14 protein-coding genes are annotated in these 16,191 nt (G+C 71.7%); 6 read left to right on the top strand and 8 right to left on the bottom strand.

Annotation, left to right across the window (positions count from 1 at the left end; translation table 11 throughout):
• Positions 1-34: 34 nt before the first annotated feature.
• Together ACIOC1_RS12320 and ACIOC1_RS12315 are read left to right on the top strand one after the other, a co-directional pair.
• A complete protein-coding gene (locus ACIOC1_RS12320) occupies positions 35-1,297 on the top strand; it encodes a glycosyl hydrolase family 8 (RefSeq protein ID WP_391044911.1) in 1,263 nt (420 codons plus the stop codon).
• Positions 1,294-2,676 carry a discoidin domain-containing protein gene (locus tag ACIOC1_RS12315; protein WP_401853726.1) on the top strand — a complete coding sequence of 461 codons (1,383 nt, stop codon included), beginning with the start codon at positions 1,294-1,296 and terminating at the stop codon, positions 2,674-2,676. The genes ACIOC1_RS12320 and ACIOC1_RS12315 overlap by 4 nt, the downstream gene beginning before the upstream one ends.
• A 7-nt stretch (positions 2,677-2,683) precedes the next feature.
• Here ACIOC1_RS12315 and ACIOC1_RS12310 read toward each other — a convergent pair whose 3' ends face one another.
• The 3 genes from ACIOC1_RS12310 to ACIOC1_RS12300 form a co-directional block, all read right to left on the bottom strand.
• Positions 2,684-4,066 carry an MFS transporter gene (locus tag ACIOC1_RS12310; RefSeq protein WP_401853724.1) on the bottom strand — a complete coding sequence of 461 codons (1,383 nt, stop codon included), beginning with the start codon at positions 4,064-4,066 and terminating at the stop codon, positions 2,684-2,686.
• Between the two features lie 32 nt (positions 4,067-4,098).
• Positions 4,099-4,833, bottom strand: coding sequence for an ArsR/SmtB family transcription factor (locus tag ACIOC1_RS12305; RefSeq protein ID WP_401853721.1), 735 nt, complete (start codon positions 4,831-4,833; stop codon positions 4,099-4,101).
• Between the two features lie 231 nt (positions 4,834-5,064).
• Positions 5,065-7,119: a protein kinase gene (locus ACIOC1_RS12300; protein ID WP_401853719.1), complete on the bottom strand. Its 2,055-nt coding sequence runs from the start codon at positions 7,117-7,119 to the stop codon at positions 5,065-5,067.
• A gap of 192 nt (positions 7,120-7,311) precedes the next feature.
• On the opposite strand from ACIOC1_RS12300, the gene ACIOC1_RS12295 reads away from it, so the two are divergent.
• From ACIOC1_RS12295 to ACIOC1_RS12280, 4 genes are all read left to right on the top strand, one after another.
• Positions 7,312-8,460: an inorganic phosphate transporter gene (locus ACIOC1_RS12295; protein WP_391044897.1), complete on the top strand. Its 1,149-nt coding sequence runs from the start codon at positions 7,312-7,314 to the stop codon at positions 8,458-8,460.
• Between the two features lie 53 nt (positions 8,461-8,513).
• Positions 8,514-8,744 carry a hypothetical protein gene (locus tag ACIOC1_RS12290; protein WP_391161891.1) on the top strand — a complete coding sequence of 77 codons (231 nt, stop codon included), beginning with the start codon at positions 8,514-8,516 and terminating at the stop codon, positions 8,742-8,744.
• Between the two features lie 67 nt (positions 8,745-8,811).
• A complete protein-coding gene (gene ppk2 / locus ACIOC1_RS12285; RefSeq protein ID WP_355340826.1) occupies positions 8,812-9,708 on the top strand; it encodes a polyphosphate kinase 2 in 897 nt (298 codons plus the stop codon).
• A 218-nt stretch (positions 9,709-9,926) separates the two neighbouring features.
• Positions 9,927-10,313: a hypothetical protein gene (locus tag ACIOC1_RS12280; protein ID WP_401853716.1), complete on the top strand. Its 387-nt coding sequence runs from the start codon at positions 9,927-9,929 to the stop codon at positions 10,311-10,313.
• A gap of 216 nt (positions 10,314-10,529) precedes the next feature.
• On the opposite strand, the gene ACIOC1_RS12275 is transcribed toward ACIOC1_RS12280, so the two are convergent.
• From ACIOC1_RS12275 to ACIOC1_RS12255, 5 genes are all read right to left on the bottom strand, one after another.
• The gene (locus ACIOC1_RS12275) at positions 10,530-11,387 is read right to left on the bottom strand and encodes a helix-turn-helix domain-containing protein (RefSeq protein WP_401853714.1); all 858 of its coding nucleotides are present in this window, start codon (positions 11,385-11,387) and stop codon (positions 10,530-10,532) included.
• Between the two features lie 747 nt (positions 11,388-12,134).
• Positions 12,135-13,199 carry a helix-turn-helix transcriptional regulator gene (locus ACIOC1_RS12270; RefSeq protein WP_355340817.1) on the bottom strand — a complete coding sequence of 355 codons (1,065 nt, stop codon included), beginning with the start codon at positions 13,197-13,199 and terminating at the stop codon, positions 12,135-12,137.
• A 201-nt stretch (positions 13,200-13,400) separates the two neighbouring features.
• Entirely contained in the window at positions 13,401-14,432 is a 1,032-nt protein-coding gene (locus ACIOC1_RS12265) for a PP2C family protein-serine/threonine phosphatase (protein WP_401854261.1), read from the bottom strand.
• 324 nt (positions 14,433-14,756) lie between these two features.
• Positions 14,757-15,278 (bottom strand): GAF domain-containing protein, encoded by a 522-nt coding sequence (locus tag ACIOC1_RS12260; protein ID WP_188285584.1) that lies wholly within the window; start codon positions 15,276-15,278, stop codon positions 14,757-14,759.
• Between the two features lie 41 nt (positions 15,279-15,319).
• Positions 15,320-16,162 (bottom strand): S8 family serine peptidase, encoded by an 843-nt coding sequence (locus ACIOC1_RS12255; RefSeq protein WP_355340814.1) that lies wholly within the window; start codon positions 16,160-16,162, stop codon positions 15,320-15,322.
• Positions 16,163-16,191 lie beyond the last annotated feature (29 nt).

The following is a 16,191-nucleotide window of genomic DNA, read 5'->3' as shown; positions in this document are numbered from 1 at the left end:
GCGCCGTACCCCACAACCGACGAGGAGTTGGAAGATGCCACGACCCGTGAAGATGAGGACGAGGAGGCTGGCGGCCTGTACGGTCGCCGCCTGCGCGTCCTTCGGCCTGCTGGCGACCGCGGGCGGCGGAACGGCCGACGCCGCCACCGCCCCGGCGCACCCGTTCCCCGCGCACACCACGTACAAGGTGGGCGTGCTGCCCTCCGCGACGCAGACCACCCGCGACGCGGCGGTGAAGAAGGCGTACGACTCCTGGAAGAGCGCCTACCTGGTCAAGGGCTGCGCCTCCAACGAGTACTACGTCTCGACCAAGGGCGACGACGACGCCCCGCACAACGGCACGGTCTCCGAGGCCCAGGGCTACGGCATGAACATCGTGCCCCTGATGGCCGGTTACGACAGCGACGCCAAGGCCGAGTTCGACGGCCTGTGGCAGCTCGTCAAGGACCACAAGGACGCCGACGGCCTCATGCAGTGGCAACTCGACGGCAAGACCTGCAAGTACACCGACAGCGGCACCCCGGACTCGGCCACCGACGGCGACCTCGACATCGGCTACGGCCTGATCCTCGCCGACAAGCAGTGGGGCGGCTACACAGCGGACGCCAAGGCGTGGCTCGCCTCCTTCTACGCCCACGACGTCGCGCCCGACGGCCACCTCAAGTGCGAGGACGACGGCCCCACCACGGACACCCGGCCGTCCGACATGATGCTCGACCACCTGCGCGCCTTCGCCGCCTACGACACCGCGCACGACTGGAACAAGGTCGTCACCCGCACCGAGGCCGTGATCAGCGAGTTCACCGCGGGCTACTCCTCGTCCGCCGGACTGCTCTCCGACTTCGTCGTCAACGCCAACACCACCAGCCCCAAGCCCGCCCCCGCCGACTACCAGGAGGACCAGCCGGACAACATCGTCGGCTACAACTCCCTGCGCGTGCCCTGGCACTTGGGCACCGACGCCCTGGTCAACGGCTCCTCGATCGCCGCCGTGGCCTACGGCGCGGCGAAGAAGGAGTCCGCCTGCCTGAAGTCGCTGTCCGGCGGCAACCCGGCCAAGGTCCAGCCGCACATCAAGCTCAACTGCGCCAACGGCAACGTCTCGGGCGACACCGAGGCGGAGGAGGCCGGGGACTCGGCCGGTCCCGCCGCCATGGCCTCCGGCGACCAGGCGTGGACCGACGCGATCTGGAAGCAGCTCGCCTCCAACCCCTTCGAGGACGCCTACTACGGCGAGACCATCAAGATGCTCGTGTACATCGTGATGGCGGGCGACTACTGGAGCCCGGCCGCATGAGCCGCCTCCGTACCCCGCGCGGCGCGGCCGTCCTGTGCGCCCTCGTCCTGGCCGTCATGGCCGCGCTCGTCGGCGCGACCCCGTACGCCTCGGCCGCCCCGAAGTCCCCCGCGGCGGCGGCCGCCACCGACCGGCAGGCGTTCCTCACCTTCTACGGCTGGTACGACAACACCCCGCCCGGCGGCGACATCTCCTACCCCGGCCTGCACGACACGGCCGGCGGCACCGGGACCTACGCCGACCCGATCACCTTCGCCTCGTCCACCAAGGAGATACCGGCGGGCACGCGGATCTGGGTGCCAAGGGTCGGCAAGTACTTCGTCATGGAGGACTCCTGCGAGGAGTGCGGCGCCGACTGGAGCGGCCACGGCCCCAACGGCGGCCCGAATCTGTACCACTTCGACCTCTGGCTCGGCGGCCAGGGCGGCAACGCCTTCGACGCCATCGACTGCGAGGACGCGCTGACCCACTACAACGACGACAGCACTCCGGTGCTCGAACCCGTCGTCGTGGACCCGCCGTCCAACGAGCCGTACGACGCCACGCCCGTCTTCAACACCAAGACCGGCGCCTGTTACGGCGGAGCCCGGCCGACCACCACCGTCGGCCAGTACAAGAACGTCTCCACCGGGCAGTGCCTGGACAATCCGGGGAACAGCTCGGCCAGCGGCACCAAGCTGGACACGGCGGCCTGCACCGGCTCCGCAGCGCAGGCGTTCACCTTCCACGGCGCCTTCCTGATCAGCAACAATCTCTGCGCGACCCTGTCCGGCTCGTCGATCACACTCAGGGCCTGCGACGGCGGCCCGAACCAGCAGTGGTCGGTCAACCCGAATCTCACCGTCTCCGACATCCAGACCGGGCAGAAGTGCTTCCGGGCGAGCGGCTCGACGCTCACCGCCGGAAGCTGCTCCGGGGCCGCGAGCCAGTGGAACTTCACCCCCTCCGGCGGCACGGGACCGCCACCGGGCGGCGGTGACACCCTGCTCTCGCAGGGCAGGTCCGCCACCGCCTCCTCCACCGAATCCACCGCCTACCCCGCGAGCAAGGCGGTCGACGGCGACCTCACCTCCACCCGCTGGGCCAGCAAGGAAGGCTCCGACCCGCAGTGGATCCGGGTCGACCTGGGCACGAGCGCGCACATCAGCCGGGTGAAGCTGAGCTGGGAGGCCGCCTACGCCAAGAGCTACACCGTCCAGACCTCCCCGGACGGCGCCGCCTGGACCACGGTCTACTCCACCACCGCGGGCAAGGGCGGCACCGAGGACCTGACCGGCCTCACCGGCACCGGCCGCTACGTCCGCGTCAACGGCACGGCGCGCGGTACGGCGTACGGCTACTCGCTCTACGAGGTCCAGGTGTACGGCGCCACGCCCTGACCCCCGGTCACGGCGCCACCTCCTGATCCTGCTCGTCTCGACGGCCCCGCCGGCGGCCGGCGGCCACCGCGCCGTCGGCCGCTGCCGTGTCCGCCACCTCCTCGCCGACCGCCGTGTCTGCCGTCCCTGCCGTGTCCTCGGCGTTCGTGGTGTCCTCCGGGCGCTCGTCCTGGTCGATCGAATGGATGCCGGGCACCGGCGACGGCAGCAGCCACAGCACGGACAGCGCCCCGCCGACCGCCGCGACCAGCAGGGTCGTACGCAGCCCGAGGAAGGTCGCGAGCACGCCGCCGACGACCGCGCCGAGCGGACGGATGCCGTAGTTGACCGTGGCGTACGCGCCGGAGACCCGGCTGCGCATCCCGTCGGGGATCACGGACGCCTGAAGGGAGTTGAGGTTGACGTCGAAGAGCATGACACCGAGGCCGGAAAGGAACTCGGTGCCGGTCAGCGCCACGGCGCCGACCCACGGTGGCCCGTCGGCGACCGCCACCAGCGCGATCGGCGCGGGGAAGAGCACCGCGCCGATCGCGATGCTGCGCCCCATCCCGATCCAGCGTGAGATCCGCGGCGCCAGGACCGCGCCGAGCAGCGCGCCCGTGGAACCGATGCCGAAGGCCAGGCCGATGAAGCCCGCCGACAGACCGAGGTTCCTGGTGGCGAAGAGCACCATCAGACCGCTGCCGGAGACGAAGGTGAAGAAGTTGACAGTGGTCGAGGTGCCGAGCCCGGCCCGCAGCACCGGGTGCCGTACGACGAACGCCAGCCCCTCCTTCGCCCGCCGCAGCAGCGGCGCGTCCCGCCCGCCCGCGGCGACCGGCGGCTCGTCGATCCTGATCCGCCCGATCAGCACGGCCGAGGCGAGGAAGGACAGCGCGTCGACCACGACGGCCACCGGCGCGGTCAGCGCCTGCACGAGCGCGCCGCCCACGGCAGGACCCGCGACATACGACGCGGACCGGCTCGCGCTGAGCTTGCTGTTCGCGTCCACATACGACGAGCGCGGCACGAGGTGCGCGAAGAACGGGGGATAGGAGGTGTTGAACAGCACCTCGGCGGCGCCGATCAGCAGCGCCACCGCGTAGAGCTGACCGAGCGTCACCGCCCCCGCCAGGTACGCGACGGGCAGCGACAGCAGCACCCCGGCGCGGATCAGATCCGCGGCCACCATCAGGCCGCGCTTGCGGGCCTGGTGGTCGACCCACGCGCCCAGGACGATCGCCAGCAGATTCGGTGTCCAGATCAGCGCGGTCAGCCACGCCACCTGGTTGGCGGAGGCGTGCAGCGCGCTCACCGCGATCAGCGGCAGGGCCAGTTCGCTGATCCGGTCGCCGAACTGCGAGACGCTCTGGCCGGCCCAGAAGCGGACGAAGCGGCGGTCGCGTGCCACGGATATCGGGGGCGGTCGCGTCGCTGCGGCGGTCACCGGGTGCCGCCGCCGTCGCCGTCCTTACGCGCGGCCGTACGCGTACCGGTATCCGTATCCGTATACGAGTCCGCGCCCGAGTCCGTGCCCGGTACGCGGCCCTGTGCCTCAACCTCAGCCGGAACTTCACCCTCACCTTGAGGTTCACCTTCAGGGAGCGTGTAGCGCAGCAGGCGTACGGAGCGGGCGGCGGCCGGGCGGTCCGCCGCGTCCCGCGTCACATAGGGCGCGAGCACGCGCTCGATCCCGTCCTCGATGGCGGCGGCCTCCTCGGGCGTCACCACGACGCGCGTGTTGGCGAGCCCCGAGAGCCGCCGCCACGCGGGATCGAGGCCGGGCTCCACGGTGGCCGCCCAGCGGGCCGGCAGATCGGCGGAGCGCAGGAACATCTCACGCGAGAGCAGCCGCGCCGCCGAGCGGCCCTCCTCGTCCCCGTCGTCCTCCGGCACCTCGAAGCGGAAGCCGCGCGCGACCGCCTGCCACCGCCGCTCACGCCGGTCCCGTCGCCCGTCGCCCCCGGCGTCCGGATCGGGGTCCGCGTCCCGGACGAGCCCGAAGCCCGCGAGATGCCGCAGATGCCAGCTCGTCACCGAAGGCGTCGCCCCGACGCGGGGTGCGAGCACGGTGGCCGTCGCGGGCCCGTTGCGTTGCAGGTGCTCCAGGATCGCCAACCGCACCGGATGCGCGAGCGCGCGCATCGCCTTGGGGTCGGTGATCTCGATGTCTCCCAAACGGTTACCCGGTTCCATGGCGTGAGAGTGTCCTCTCGCAATGTATGAGAGTCAACTCTCACGCTTTTCGCGCTGCTTGTGGCGGCGCGCGGCGAGGTCCGCCGCGCGGTGGACATGCCGGGGCAGGGGGGATGCCGAATCGTCGAATCAGGGCGCCGCCGGGGCGTCGCGTACGGCGGTGGCGACCGTGCTCGTCGCCGTATCGGTCGGACCGGTCGCCCGACCCCGGGCTCAGCCGCCGCCCTTGACCGCCCAGGCGGGGTGCCCTTCCGTGGCCGCGTCGGTGCTGAGCCGCCGTTCGCCGGTGCCGTCGGCGCGGACCGCCCAGATCTCGGGAGTGGCGAGCGGGCCGCGGACGAAGGCCACCCACGCGCCGTCGGGAGACCAGTCGGGGTCCATCTCGTGGGCCGGGGTGGCGGCCAGCGGCCGGTCGCCGGTGCCGTCGGTGCCGACGAGGCGGATGTCGCCCTGCGTGCCCTTGCCGTAGTCGCCCGAGGTGTAGGCGAAGACCTTGCCGTCGGGGGACCAGACCGGGTCGAGGGCGGGCCGGGGCAGGTCGGTGATCCGCTGCGGGGCGGCGCCCGGCGTCGTCGGATCGACCATGTTGATCTGCCAGTTGCCCGTCCCCTTCTCGACGCAGATCGCGATACGGGTGCCGTCCGGTGACCAGGAAGGGTCCTCGATACGCGTGTTGCCGGTGGTCATCTGCTGGGCGGAGCCGTCCGCGACGTCCACGACGTAGAGCTGCTGGACGCCGCCGGTCTTGCGCAGCACGGCCAGTTTGCCGCCGTCGGGAGACCAGGAGACCCGGCCGCCCGAGGTCTCGGCGATTCGCTTGGCGCCGGTGCCGTCGGCGCCGACCGTCCACACCGAGGTGTCCTGGGCGGTCCTGCGGGTGAAGGCGACGGTCTTGCGGTCGGGCGACCACTTGGGGAGGAAGTCGCACGGGCTGCCCGACGCGAGCCGCTTGAGGCGGTCGGTCGTGCTGTCGCGCAGCGCGATGTAGGAGTGGCAGGTGGCGGGCCAGCCGGGGGCGGTGTCCACCCGGACCAGCAGCGGCACATCGGGGAACGGCGCCGGGGTCGGCGGCGCCGACGAGGCGGTCGTGGTGTGCCCGCCCGAAGGAGAGCCCGCGTTGTCGTCCTTCGCGGAGCCGGACGTCCACGGATGCCAGACCAGCGCCCCCGCGACGGCGGCGGCCACCACGACAAGACCCACGGCCGCGGTCCCCTTGCGCCGGTCGCGCGGCGGCCCCGACGGCGGACCGAAACCGGGCGTCGGGGTGGGCGCGGGCGTCGGCGGGCCGCCGTACCCCTGCCCCGGACCGTACGGGGACGCGAGCGGCGACGGCGAACTCCCCGCCGGGGGCCCCGCGTAGGAGGCGGTCGGCGCGGACGCGGCGGCGGGCCCGGCGGCGTGGGGCGGGGGCGTCGAGACCGCGGGCGGTACGGCCTGCGGCACCACCCGCGTCAGCAGCGCCGTCGCCTCGGCGGGCAGCCAGTCGCCGTCATCCGGGTGACGTACCGTCAGCCTGCTCAGGAACTCCGAAGGGGTGGGCCGCGCCGCGGCCTCCTTCGACAGACACGCGGCCACCAGCGCGCGAAGTTCGTCAGGTACCGCCCTGAGGTCCGGCGACTCGTGAACGACCCGGTAGTGCCGGGCCGCTGACGGACCGTCACCGAAAGGCGCGCCTCCCGCCGCCTGGCTGAGCACCACGCCCAGCGCGAACATGTCGACCGCCGCGCTGACCTGACCGCCGGTCAGCTGCTCGGGCGCGAGAAAGCCGGGGGTGCCGATCTGGAGCCCGGTCTGGGTCAGCGCCGTGCCGTCGAGGGCGCGGGCGATGCCGAAGTCGATGACGCGCGGGCCGTCCTCGGCCACGATGATGTTCGCGGGTTTGAAGTCGCGGTGGATCACCCCCGCCCGGTGGATCGCCTCCAGCGCCTCCGCCAGCCCGGCCGCCAGCACCGTGAGGGTGTCCGTCGGCAGCGCGCCGACATCGGCGAGCACGTCCGCCAGCGTGGGACCCGGCACGAACGCCGTGACCAGCCAGGCCGGTTCGCCGTGCGGATCGGCGTCCACCACGGGCGCGGTGTGGAAGCCGCCGACCCGGCGCGCCGCCGCCACCTCGTCGGCGAAGCGGCGCCGGAATCCCGGCTCGGTGCTCAACTCGGGGCGTACGACCTTGACCGCCACCGCCCGGCCGGACCGCGACCGGCCGAAGTACACCACACCCATACCGCCTTGGCCGAGCCGGCCGGCCAGCCGGTATCTGCCTTCGCCCACGGAAGTGGGATCACCCGCTTCGAGCGGCTTCATGGTTCCCCCCATTCGCACCGTCCGCGCGGTGACGGGATCTCCCTACCTCCCCGCGTGAGACCAGTCAAGCACCGCCCGGCGCGGGTCCGCCCACTCCTTCACTCCGGTCCTTCACCCGCCCTTCCCCGTGCGTACGCCGGGGGCTGCTTCCCTGGGCACATGGACCACATCACATTCCTTGTGGCACTGGTCATCGTCACGGCCCTGGCCTTCGACTTCACCAACGGTTTCCACGACACCGCCAACGCGATGGCCACGTCCATCGCCACGGGAGCGCTGCGGCCGAAGGTCGCCGTCCTGCTCAGCGGCGCGCTGAACCTGGCGGGCGCCTTCCTGTCGACGGAAGTCGCGAAGACGATCTCCGGCGGCATCGTCGACGACGCGCTGGTGACCCCCGGCATGATCTTCGCGGGCCTGGTGGGCGCCATCCTGTGGAATCTCATGACCTGGCTGCTCGGACTGCCGTCCAGTTCCTCGCACGCGCTCTTCGGCGGCCTGATCGGCGCCGTGTGGGTCGGTGCGGGCCGGCACGGCGTCCACTTCGGCAAGGTCGTCGAGAAGATCCTCATCCCCGCCGTGGCCTCGCCTGTCGTGGCCGGGCTCGCGGCGCTCGCCGCGACGTACCTCGCCTACCGGCTCACCGGCCGGGCCCGTAAGGACACCGTCTCCAAGGGCTTCAGGATCGGCCAGATCGCCTCCGCCTCGCTGGTCTCGCTGGCGCACGGCACCAACGACGCGCAGAAGACGATGGGCGTCATCACCCTCGCGCTGATCTCCTGCGGAGCGCTCGGCCACGACGCCGGTCCGCCGGTCTGGGTGATCCTCGCCGCCGGCCTGGCCATCGCGCTCGGCACGTACCTGGGCGGCTGGCGGATCATCCGCACCATGGGCAAGGGCCTGGTCGACATCGAGTCGCCGCAGGGCTTCGCCGCGGAGTCGGCGTCCACCGCGGTCATCCTGTCCTCCGCGAATCTGGGCTTCGCCCTGTCCACCACGCAGGTCTGCTCCGGCGGCATCCTCGGCGCGGGCATGGGACGCAAGCTCGCCGAGGTCCGCTGGGGCACCGCGGGCCGGATGGCGCTCGCCTGGCTGGTGACGCTGCCCTCGGCCGCGGCGGTCGGCGCGGTGGCCGCGAGTGTCGTCGTGCACGGCGGTACGCCGGGCGTCGTGGTGATCGCGCTGATCGCCGTCGCGGTGGCGGGCGGCATCGTCGTCCTCTCGCGCCGCAACCCGGTCCACGCCGACAATGTGAACCACGGCCACACCACGTCCGTCCGTCCCGCCGCGCCCGCCGGCGCGGGCGTCTGAGCGGCGACGCCACCGGAATCACCGGCATCATCGGGGAAAAGGGGAACAGCAGTATGAGTGTGGACTGGAACGCGCTGGGCGAGGTGGCCGCGGTGAGCTTCGGCGTCACCGTCGGCGTGGTCGTGGTCTTCGCGGTCGGGGTGCTCGCGCTCTCCGCCCGCGACACCGTACGGGCGTCGGGCGGCAGCGGCACGGGACAGCTCGCGGGCGCCGGGGCGTGTTTCCTGGCGTGCGCGTGCGCGGTGCTCTACGGGCTGTATCTGATCATTCCGCAGTTCCACTGAGGCCACCCGCGGTGGCTGAGGACCACCGGGTCCACTGACGGTTCCACCGGCGAAGGGCGGGCGAGTGATGAGCGCAGGCACCGACGGCTCCGCACTCCTTGCGGGCATGCATGTCGACTACACCGACCAGGACGACCCGGTCCTGGTCAGGGCGGACGGCAGCGTCGTCGACACCTGGCGGGAGAACTACCCGTACGACACGCGGATGGAGCGGCCCGAGTACGAACTGCACAAGCGGCTCCAGCAGATCGAACTGCTGAAACTCCAGAGCTGGGTGAAGGAGACCGGCCAGCGGCTGGTCATCGTCTTCGAGGGCCGGGACGCCGCGGGCAAGGGCGGCACCATCAAACGGTTCATCGAGCACCTGAACCCGCGCGGCGCACGGGTGATAGCCCTGGAGAAGCCGACCGAGCGCGAGAGCGGGCAGTGGTACTTCCAGCGGTACGTCGCCCACCTGCCGACCGCGGGCGAGATCGTGATGTTCGACCGCTCCTGGTACAACCGGGCGGGCGTCGAGCGGGTCATGGGTTTCTGCTCGGACGACGAGTACCACCGCTTCATGCGGCAGGCCCCGGCCTTCGAACGGATGCTGGTGGACGACGGCATCCACCTGGTGAAGTTCTGGTTCTCGGTCTCGCGCGACGAGCAGCGCACCCGGTTCACCATCCGGCAGGTCGACCCGGTGCGGCAGTGGAAGCTCAGCCCGATGGACCTCGCCTCACTCGACCGCTGGGACGACTACACCGCCGCCAAGGTGGCGATGTTCCGTGAGACGGACACCGCCTACGCGCCGTGGACGGTGGTCAAGAGCAACGACAAGAAGCGGGCGCGCGTCGAGGCCATGCGCAGCGTCCTCGCCCGCTTCGACTACGCGGACAGGGACGACGAGGTGGTCGGTACGCCCGACCCGCGCATCGTCGGCTCCGCGGCCACGCTGCTGGAACGCGGTGAGGACACGCTCTGAAGCGCGGTGAGGAGACCGTCTGGATGCGGGCGCGGGTCCGGGGGCGGGCACGGACGCACGTACTGGCACTGGCACCGGCACGGCTGCGGACGAGGGTCCGGAGCCCGGCGGTTCCTGACCGGAATCCCGTGCCCGCCCCGGCGCGTCACTCTCCGGTGAAGTGGCGACAGGCTCCTACGATGTGACGAAATGTCAGAGTTCACCCCGTAGGAGCCTTCATGCTTCGCTTCTCGCGAGCCTGTGCCACCGGTCTCACCGCCCTCACGCTGTTGACCGCCCCCGTGGCCCAGGCCGTCGCGGCGGACAGCGTCGCCGTGGCGCCCGCCGTCGCCCGACCCGCCATCACCGCCAAGGCGACGGTCAGCGCGATCAACGCATGGCAGCAGTTCCGGATCTACGGCGCGACCAAGAACATCAAGGTCGGCACGCGGGTGACGCTCCAGCAGATGCAGGGCAAGCGCTGGGTCTCGCTGCCCGCCTCGATGAACACCAACCACGACGCCACGTACAACCTGCGGGTCAAGCTGGGCATCAAGGGCCTCAACAACCTGCGCATCGTCGGCGGTGGCGGGATCTCCAACGTCGTCAAGGTCACGATCCGCTGACGCGGCGAACAGCGCGAACAGCGCGCAAGCCGCTCACGGCGCTCACGGCGTCAACAGCGCGACCACCGCGTCAGCCGCGAGGACCGCGACAGCCGTAAGGCGTCGCGAGGCGTTCGGCCGCGGGTACGGAAGATGCGCTCCGGGCCCGCGGCCGTGCTCCCGCCGATGCCACCGATCCCGCCGTTCCCGTCGCTCGCGCCGCTCTCGTCACCGATGTCACGCGGCGGTCGGCGGCAGCGACACCAGCGGTTCGTGGGCGATCACGGTCGCCTCGACGGGTGTCGGCAGCAAGGTCACCATCCGCACACGGGGGTTGTGGGCGGGGGAGGAGACCAGGGTGCGTACGCGGTACGGGGCACGGCCGCCCGGCGGGATCAGCAGCCGGACCTGACCGTCGTTGTGCAGCGCCATCCGTCCGCCCCGGCCGACCGTCTGCCACAACACGCCCAGCTCCGGATCGAGTTGCAGCTCCGCGACGATACGCCGCAGCTCCGGCTCTTCGCTGATCCCCGCCTCCAGCCTGAGCTGCCGCAGGTACGGCACCGCCCAACTCGCCTGCCAATCCCCGCACAGGCGGCGCGCGTAGGGCGAGAAGAGGATGAAGCGCAGCAGATTCGCCGGCGGCCGCTGGCCCTCGGGCTCGAACAGGCCGCGCCAGGCCGCGTTGTCCTCGTGGATCCGCCACGTGCTGTCGAGAACGAGCGCGGGCACCTGGAGCGCGCGCAGGTACAGCCGCCAGCCGCTCATCGCCTCCAGGTCCGGCTGGGCCGGGCCGGTCGGCGCGAAGCCGCCGGTCACGATGAACCACAACTCGTCGCGCTGGTACGGGTCGAGGCCGAGGGTGCTCGCGAGGCTGTCCAGCCGGTGGACCGGCACCGGCCGGCCGCCGCCCTCCCAGTCCTGGTACAGCCGCGGCGAGATGTCCATCCGGTGCGCCACCGCCTGCTGGCTCAGCCCGGCGGGGCGGTGTCCCGTGTGCCCGCTGCCCGGCTCCGGCGGCCCCGCGTAATCCTTGCGGGCCTGCCGCAGAAACCCGCGGATGAGCGGGGTGGTGCCGTTCGAGCCGCGCGTCATGACCGTTCCCCCCGGATGCTCGGCCCGCGCCCGGACTGACCAGTGGCGTGCCCAGCCGCAGAATGCGCTTACCAGTCGATCGTGTTCGCTGGACGCATGGGGTGTCAACCGACTTGACCGGCCCCCACCACCTGCGCAAACCCGTCCTCAGCGGTCGAATCCCGCCCTGCGTCAGTGGTCGGTCGCCGTCCGTGGCAACGCCGTTGACCTGCGACGACGTACCGACCAGTGGCAGTCGGCAAGCGCGCTCGCTACGCCGCCGCCACCGTTGTCCAGTTGGGTCGCTGTCTCCTTTTGGACACCTCAGGTGGCCTGCGCGAAGCCGTTCACCGGGCATTACGTACTCGGGGGTTCGTAGCCAGCGGTTGTCGGGTGGGCAAAGATCGAGGTGTGGTCGGGTACGGCGCCGAAGGTGACTTCGGCCGGTGCGCGGCCTCGGGGGGAACGGCATGCCGTCGGCTCCGGGAGGGCTCGTGAACGTGCAGGCGTAGCGAGGGAGTTGTCGGCAGGCCGATCACCATCACGCGGAGATCCCGCGTGCGCACCACCCGCCGCGGGCGACGGCCGGACCGCCGCGGCGACACGACTTCCGGCCCGTGGATCCCCCGAATGTCCGCGGGCCGGGGCTGCCGGAGGCGGCACTCCACCTGGTGTGGAGGCCGCCGAAGGCAGTCGGCGGGGGCACCACCTGGGCCTGGTGGCGCCCCCGCTGGTACGTCACGGCCGTCAGCGGGTCACCCCGGCCGGTCAGTTCAGCGGGTAGACCTTCATCAGGGCCGGGTCGCGGGCGAGTTTGAGACCCGCCTCGAAGCGGCTTGAGGCATTGAGGCGGTCCATCAGTTTGGCGACCGCGCGCTGGACCGTGCGGCGGTGCACGCCCATCTTCCGGGCGATCTGGTCGTCGCTCAGCCCGCTCGCCATCAGCCGGATGACCGTGCGCTCCTGGTCGTTGACCTCCGGGCCCTCGGCGGGCGCGGGCGGCGCGGCGAGGACGACGGGGGAGGCGCGCAGCCAGTAGTCCTCGTACAGCGCGGTGTAGCCCTTCAGGAGGGCGGAGCCGCGGATCAACAGCATGGACTCGCCCGGCCGTTCGGGGTCGCCGGGCACGCACGCGGTGTGCCGGTCGAAGAGCAGGATGTCGAAGGGGGAGTGCTCCAGGAGCCGTACCTCGACGCCGATGTCGAGCAACCGGTGCAGATACCAGGTGTACTTGGGGGAGCGCAGCAGCGACTCGGGGTAGATCACCCGGACCCGGATGCCGCGCGAGGTCAGCTTCGCGTCCTCGTCGAGCGACGCCTCCAGCGCCTCGGCCGGGGGCATCGGACCGGGGTGCATCGAGTCGCAGGCGTCCAGGACGGCGGCGTTGAGGTCCCGCACCGTACGCGTCCTGCGCTTGCGGTCGCCGAGCCGCTCCACCGCGACATCGGCCGAGTCACGGGCCACGGCCGGGCGGAAGACGGTCATCAGGGACTCGGTGACCCGGCGCAACGAGTGCGCGTCCCGCAGTTGCCTGGCGGTGTTCTCGTTGTAGGTGTCCATCGCGTGCGCCATGGCCGCGTCCGGATCGACCGGTTCGACGACCGCGCCCACGATCCGGATCAGGCCCAGCTCGTCCAGCCGCCGCCAGCCGCCCGCGGATTCCGCGGCGTCCAGACCGGCCGCCTCCGCGACCTCCGCGATCCGTCCCTCGCCCATGTCGCGCAGGGTCCGGTAGAGCGTGAGCGCCGCCGCCTCGTCGCGCTGGAGGTGCGCCGCGGACACGGCCGGGTGGTCCGGCGGGACCGGTCCGCCTCTGGACGCGCGCAGCGTCACCGGGATCTCCTCCAACCGCGATCGGCAAACGGTGCGTGCCTCCGCCCGCGTGTACGGCTCGACACTCTATGACGCGACACCGGTGTTCGCAGGGGTGTTCGGGTGGGGCCGGTCGCTCATTGCGGACAACCCGTCACGGACCGCACGGCGAGGCATCCGCACATTGCGAACCCTTTACCCGCGCCGGTGCCGTCCGGGCCTTCAGGTGCCGTCGAAGGCGGCGAACGCCGGGCCGGGGTCGCGGAAGCGCAGCAGCAGCATCGCCGCGTCGTCGTGCAGCGGACCCTCCGTGTGCTGCACCAGATCGGTCCGCAGTGCCTCCAACGCGGCTTCCGGATCCGGGTCCTTGAGGAAGTGCGCGCGCTGCCCCAGCGGATAGAAGGCGCCGGTGTGGTCGCGGGCCTCGGTGACACCGTCGGTGTAGAGCAGCATCTGGTCGCCGGGTCCGAAGGGGACGGCGAACGGCTCGGGAGCGTCACCGCCGTGCACGCCGAGCCCCAGCGGCATCGCGTACTGCGGCGGCTCGGGGAAGCACGCGCCGCCGTCCTGGCGCAGCACCATCGGCGCGGGATGGCCGAAGTTGAGGAGGGTCGCGCCGCGCTCCTCGCTGATCTCGGCGATGATCGCGGTGACGAATTTCTCGCCGCTCAGCGCCCGGTCGGCGGCCCGCTGCACCCGCTCGCCGACGCCCGTCAGGTCCCTTTCGTCGTGCGCGGCCTCACGGAAGGCGCCGAGCACCACGGCGGCGGTCTCCACCGCTTCGAGGCCCTTGCCCTGCACATCGCCGATGATCACCCGCACGCCGACCGGCGACGCGACGACCTCGTACAGATCGCCGCCTATGCGCGCCTCGGCGACGGCGGAGGTGTACGACACGGCCGTGCGCAGATGGCCCGCGCTGCGCGGTACGGGGCGCAGCAGGACCCGCTGGGCGACCTCCGCGATCGACCGTACGTTGGCGAATTCGGTCTCGCGGCGCTGGCGCATCACGGCGGCGATCACTCCGGCGACCGTCACGCCGATCACCGAGGCGAGGGCGCTGAAACCGCGCCGCTCCTCGAACAGGCCGTCGTAGACGCCCAGGGCGCACACGAGCGCGACGGCCAGGGCCCCGACCAGGGCGGTCCGCCGCCAGCCGCCGACCAGACCGGAGAAGGCGGGGCCGAGCGAGACCAGCGGCAGCAGGCCGATACTGGTACCGACGCTCACGTCCACCACGGCGACCACGGCCATGAACACGTACGGCAGCGCGGTGAGCACCGGCGGTGTCCGCCCGGCGACCGACACCTGCGGCGAGAGGTCGGAGTGGGGCGTCGGGAGGCGGCGGCCGAAGGATATTCGTCGTGTCACGGCCACCTCCCTCTCCCCGGCTCAGGCTAGGCAGATGATCCGGGGCCGGAGGAACACACCCTACTCATTGTCACCTGTTCAGGGGACGACTCGCACCTGTGAACACCCTGAGATCTCCCGTCCCTCCCTTCCGGCGCGTCGCAGGTAGGTGCGGGTCCGGTGCGGGTCCGGGGCGGCGCCCACGGGCTGAGCGGAGGGCTCCCCGGCTCAGGCGGAGGTCTCCAGCAGCCGCCGCAAATCCTCGGCCATCCGCAGCGCCGCCGCGCGCCCGTCACCGCCGAGCGAGCCGCTGTCGGCGGGCCGCGCGCGGTCCACGACCACCCGCAGCGCCGCCGCCGCGTGCCGGGCGAAGAGCGCCAGCAGATCCAGTTCGTCCAGGCTCGACCTGGACTGCGGCACGGGATCGAGGACTTCCAGCACCCCCAGCACCCGGTCACCGTGCGTCAGTGGCGCGGCCATCAGCGAATCGGGCACGTACTCCGTGGACTCCGCGAAGTCCCGGTCGAAGGACGCGCTGTGCGACAGGTCGTCCACCACCATCGGCTCACCCGAGGAGACCACCCATCCCGCGATCCCACTCTCGGCCGGGAAACGCCGCCCCACCAGGAAGCTCTCGCCCTGGCCCGAGACGGCCTGGAAGACCAGCTCGTGGCTCGACTCGTCCAGCAGGAACACCGAACTGGCCTGGGCGCCGAAGATGGCCCGTGCCGTGTCGACCACCGACTGCATCAACTCCTGCGACAGCGGATCCGTCGCTGTGTTGCTCTGTGTCACGAAGCACCCCTGATGCCCAGTTGGACGTTGGCCGCGGAAAGGTAGAGCGCGTTCTTGAGCTGGAAGGTCGTCATCCGGCGGTGCCGGGACAGAATGCGGGCGCAGAGCCCGGCGATGTACGGCGTGGCGAAGCTGTTGCCCGTCGTCCTGATCGTCGCCCCGCCGAGCCAGGCCACCTGGACGTTCTGGCCCGGCGCGAAGAACTCGACCGGCGGGCTCGGGTTGTACAGGTGCAGATCGGGATCGTCCTCCTGGTGGCTGCCCACCGAGATCACCGAGGCGAAGCGCCACGGGTAGCTCTCCACCGGAGTGTTGTGCGCGGAGGCGACGATCGCCGTCCCCCGGAAGTACGCCTCGTCGGCGAGGACCCGCAACTCCTCGGCGAACTGCGGCCTCGTCGTGGACAGGCTGAGATTGATCACGTCGAAGCCCTGCCGGATCGCCCAGCGCAGTCCCGCGAGCAGGACGTCGCCGGTCCCGCCGAACCCCTTGCCGAGCACCTGCACGCTGTACAGCTCGCAATCCGGCGCGGTCCTGCGGATGATGCCCGCGCAGGCCGTGCCGTGCCCGCAGGTGTCGGTCGCCGTCGTCTCGACCACGCTGGTGCCCGTCTCGTCCTTGCGCACCGTCCACGCGCCGTCGACCGGGCCGATCAGCGGATGGCCGTCCTCGACACCCGAGTCCACCACGCACACCCGCACCCCGGCGCCGCGCGCGTCGTCCCAGCTCCGGTCGAGCGCGGGCAGCTCGCCGTCGGCGGTGATCAGCACGTCCTCGGGGCGCTTGCCGCGCAGCGTCCAGGTGAGTCCGGGGCCGGCGCCGTGTTCGGCGGTTTTCATCAGCAGCCTTTCGCGTTCTGGCGTTGTCG

This window comes from Streptomyces sp. NPDC088197, from assembly GCF_044741185.1.
Taxonomy (GTDB): domain Bacteria; phylum Actinomycetota; class Actinomycetes; order Streptomycetales; family Streptomycetaceae; genus Actinacidiphila.
The sequence above is the reverse complement of the archived record's forward strand: the minus strand, read 5'-3'. Positions and strand labels throughout refer to the sequence as shown.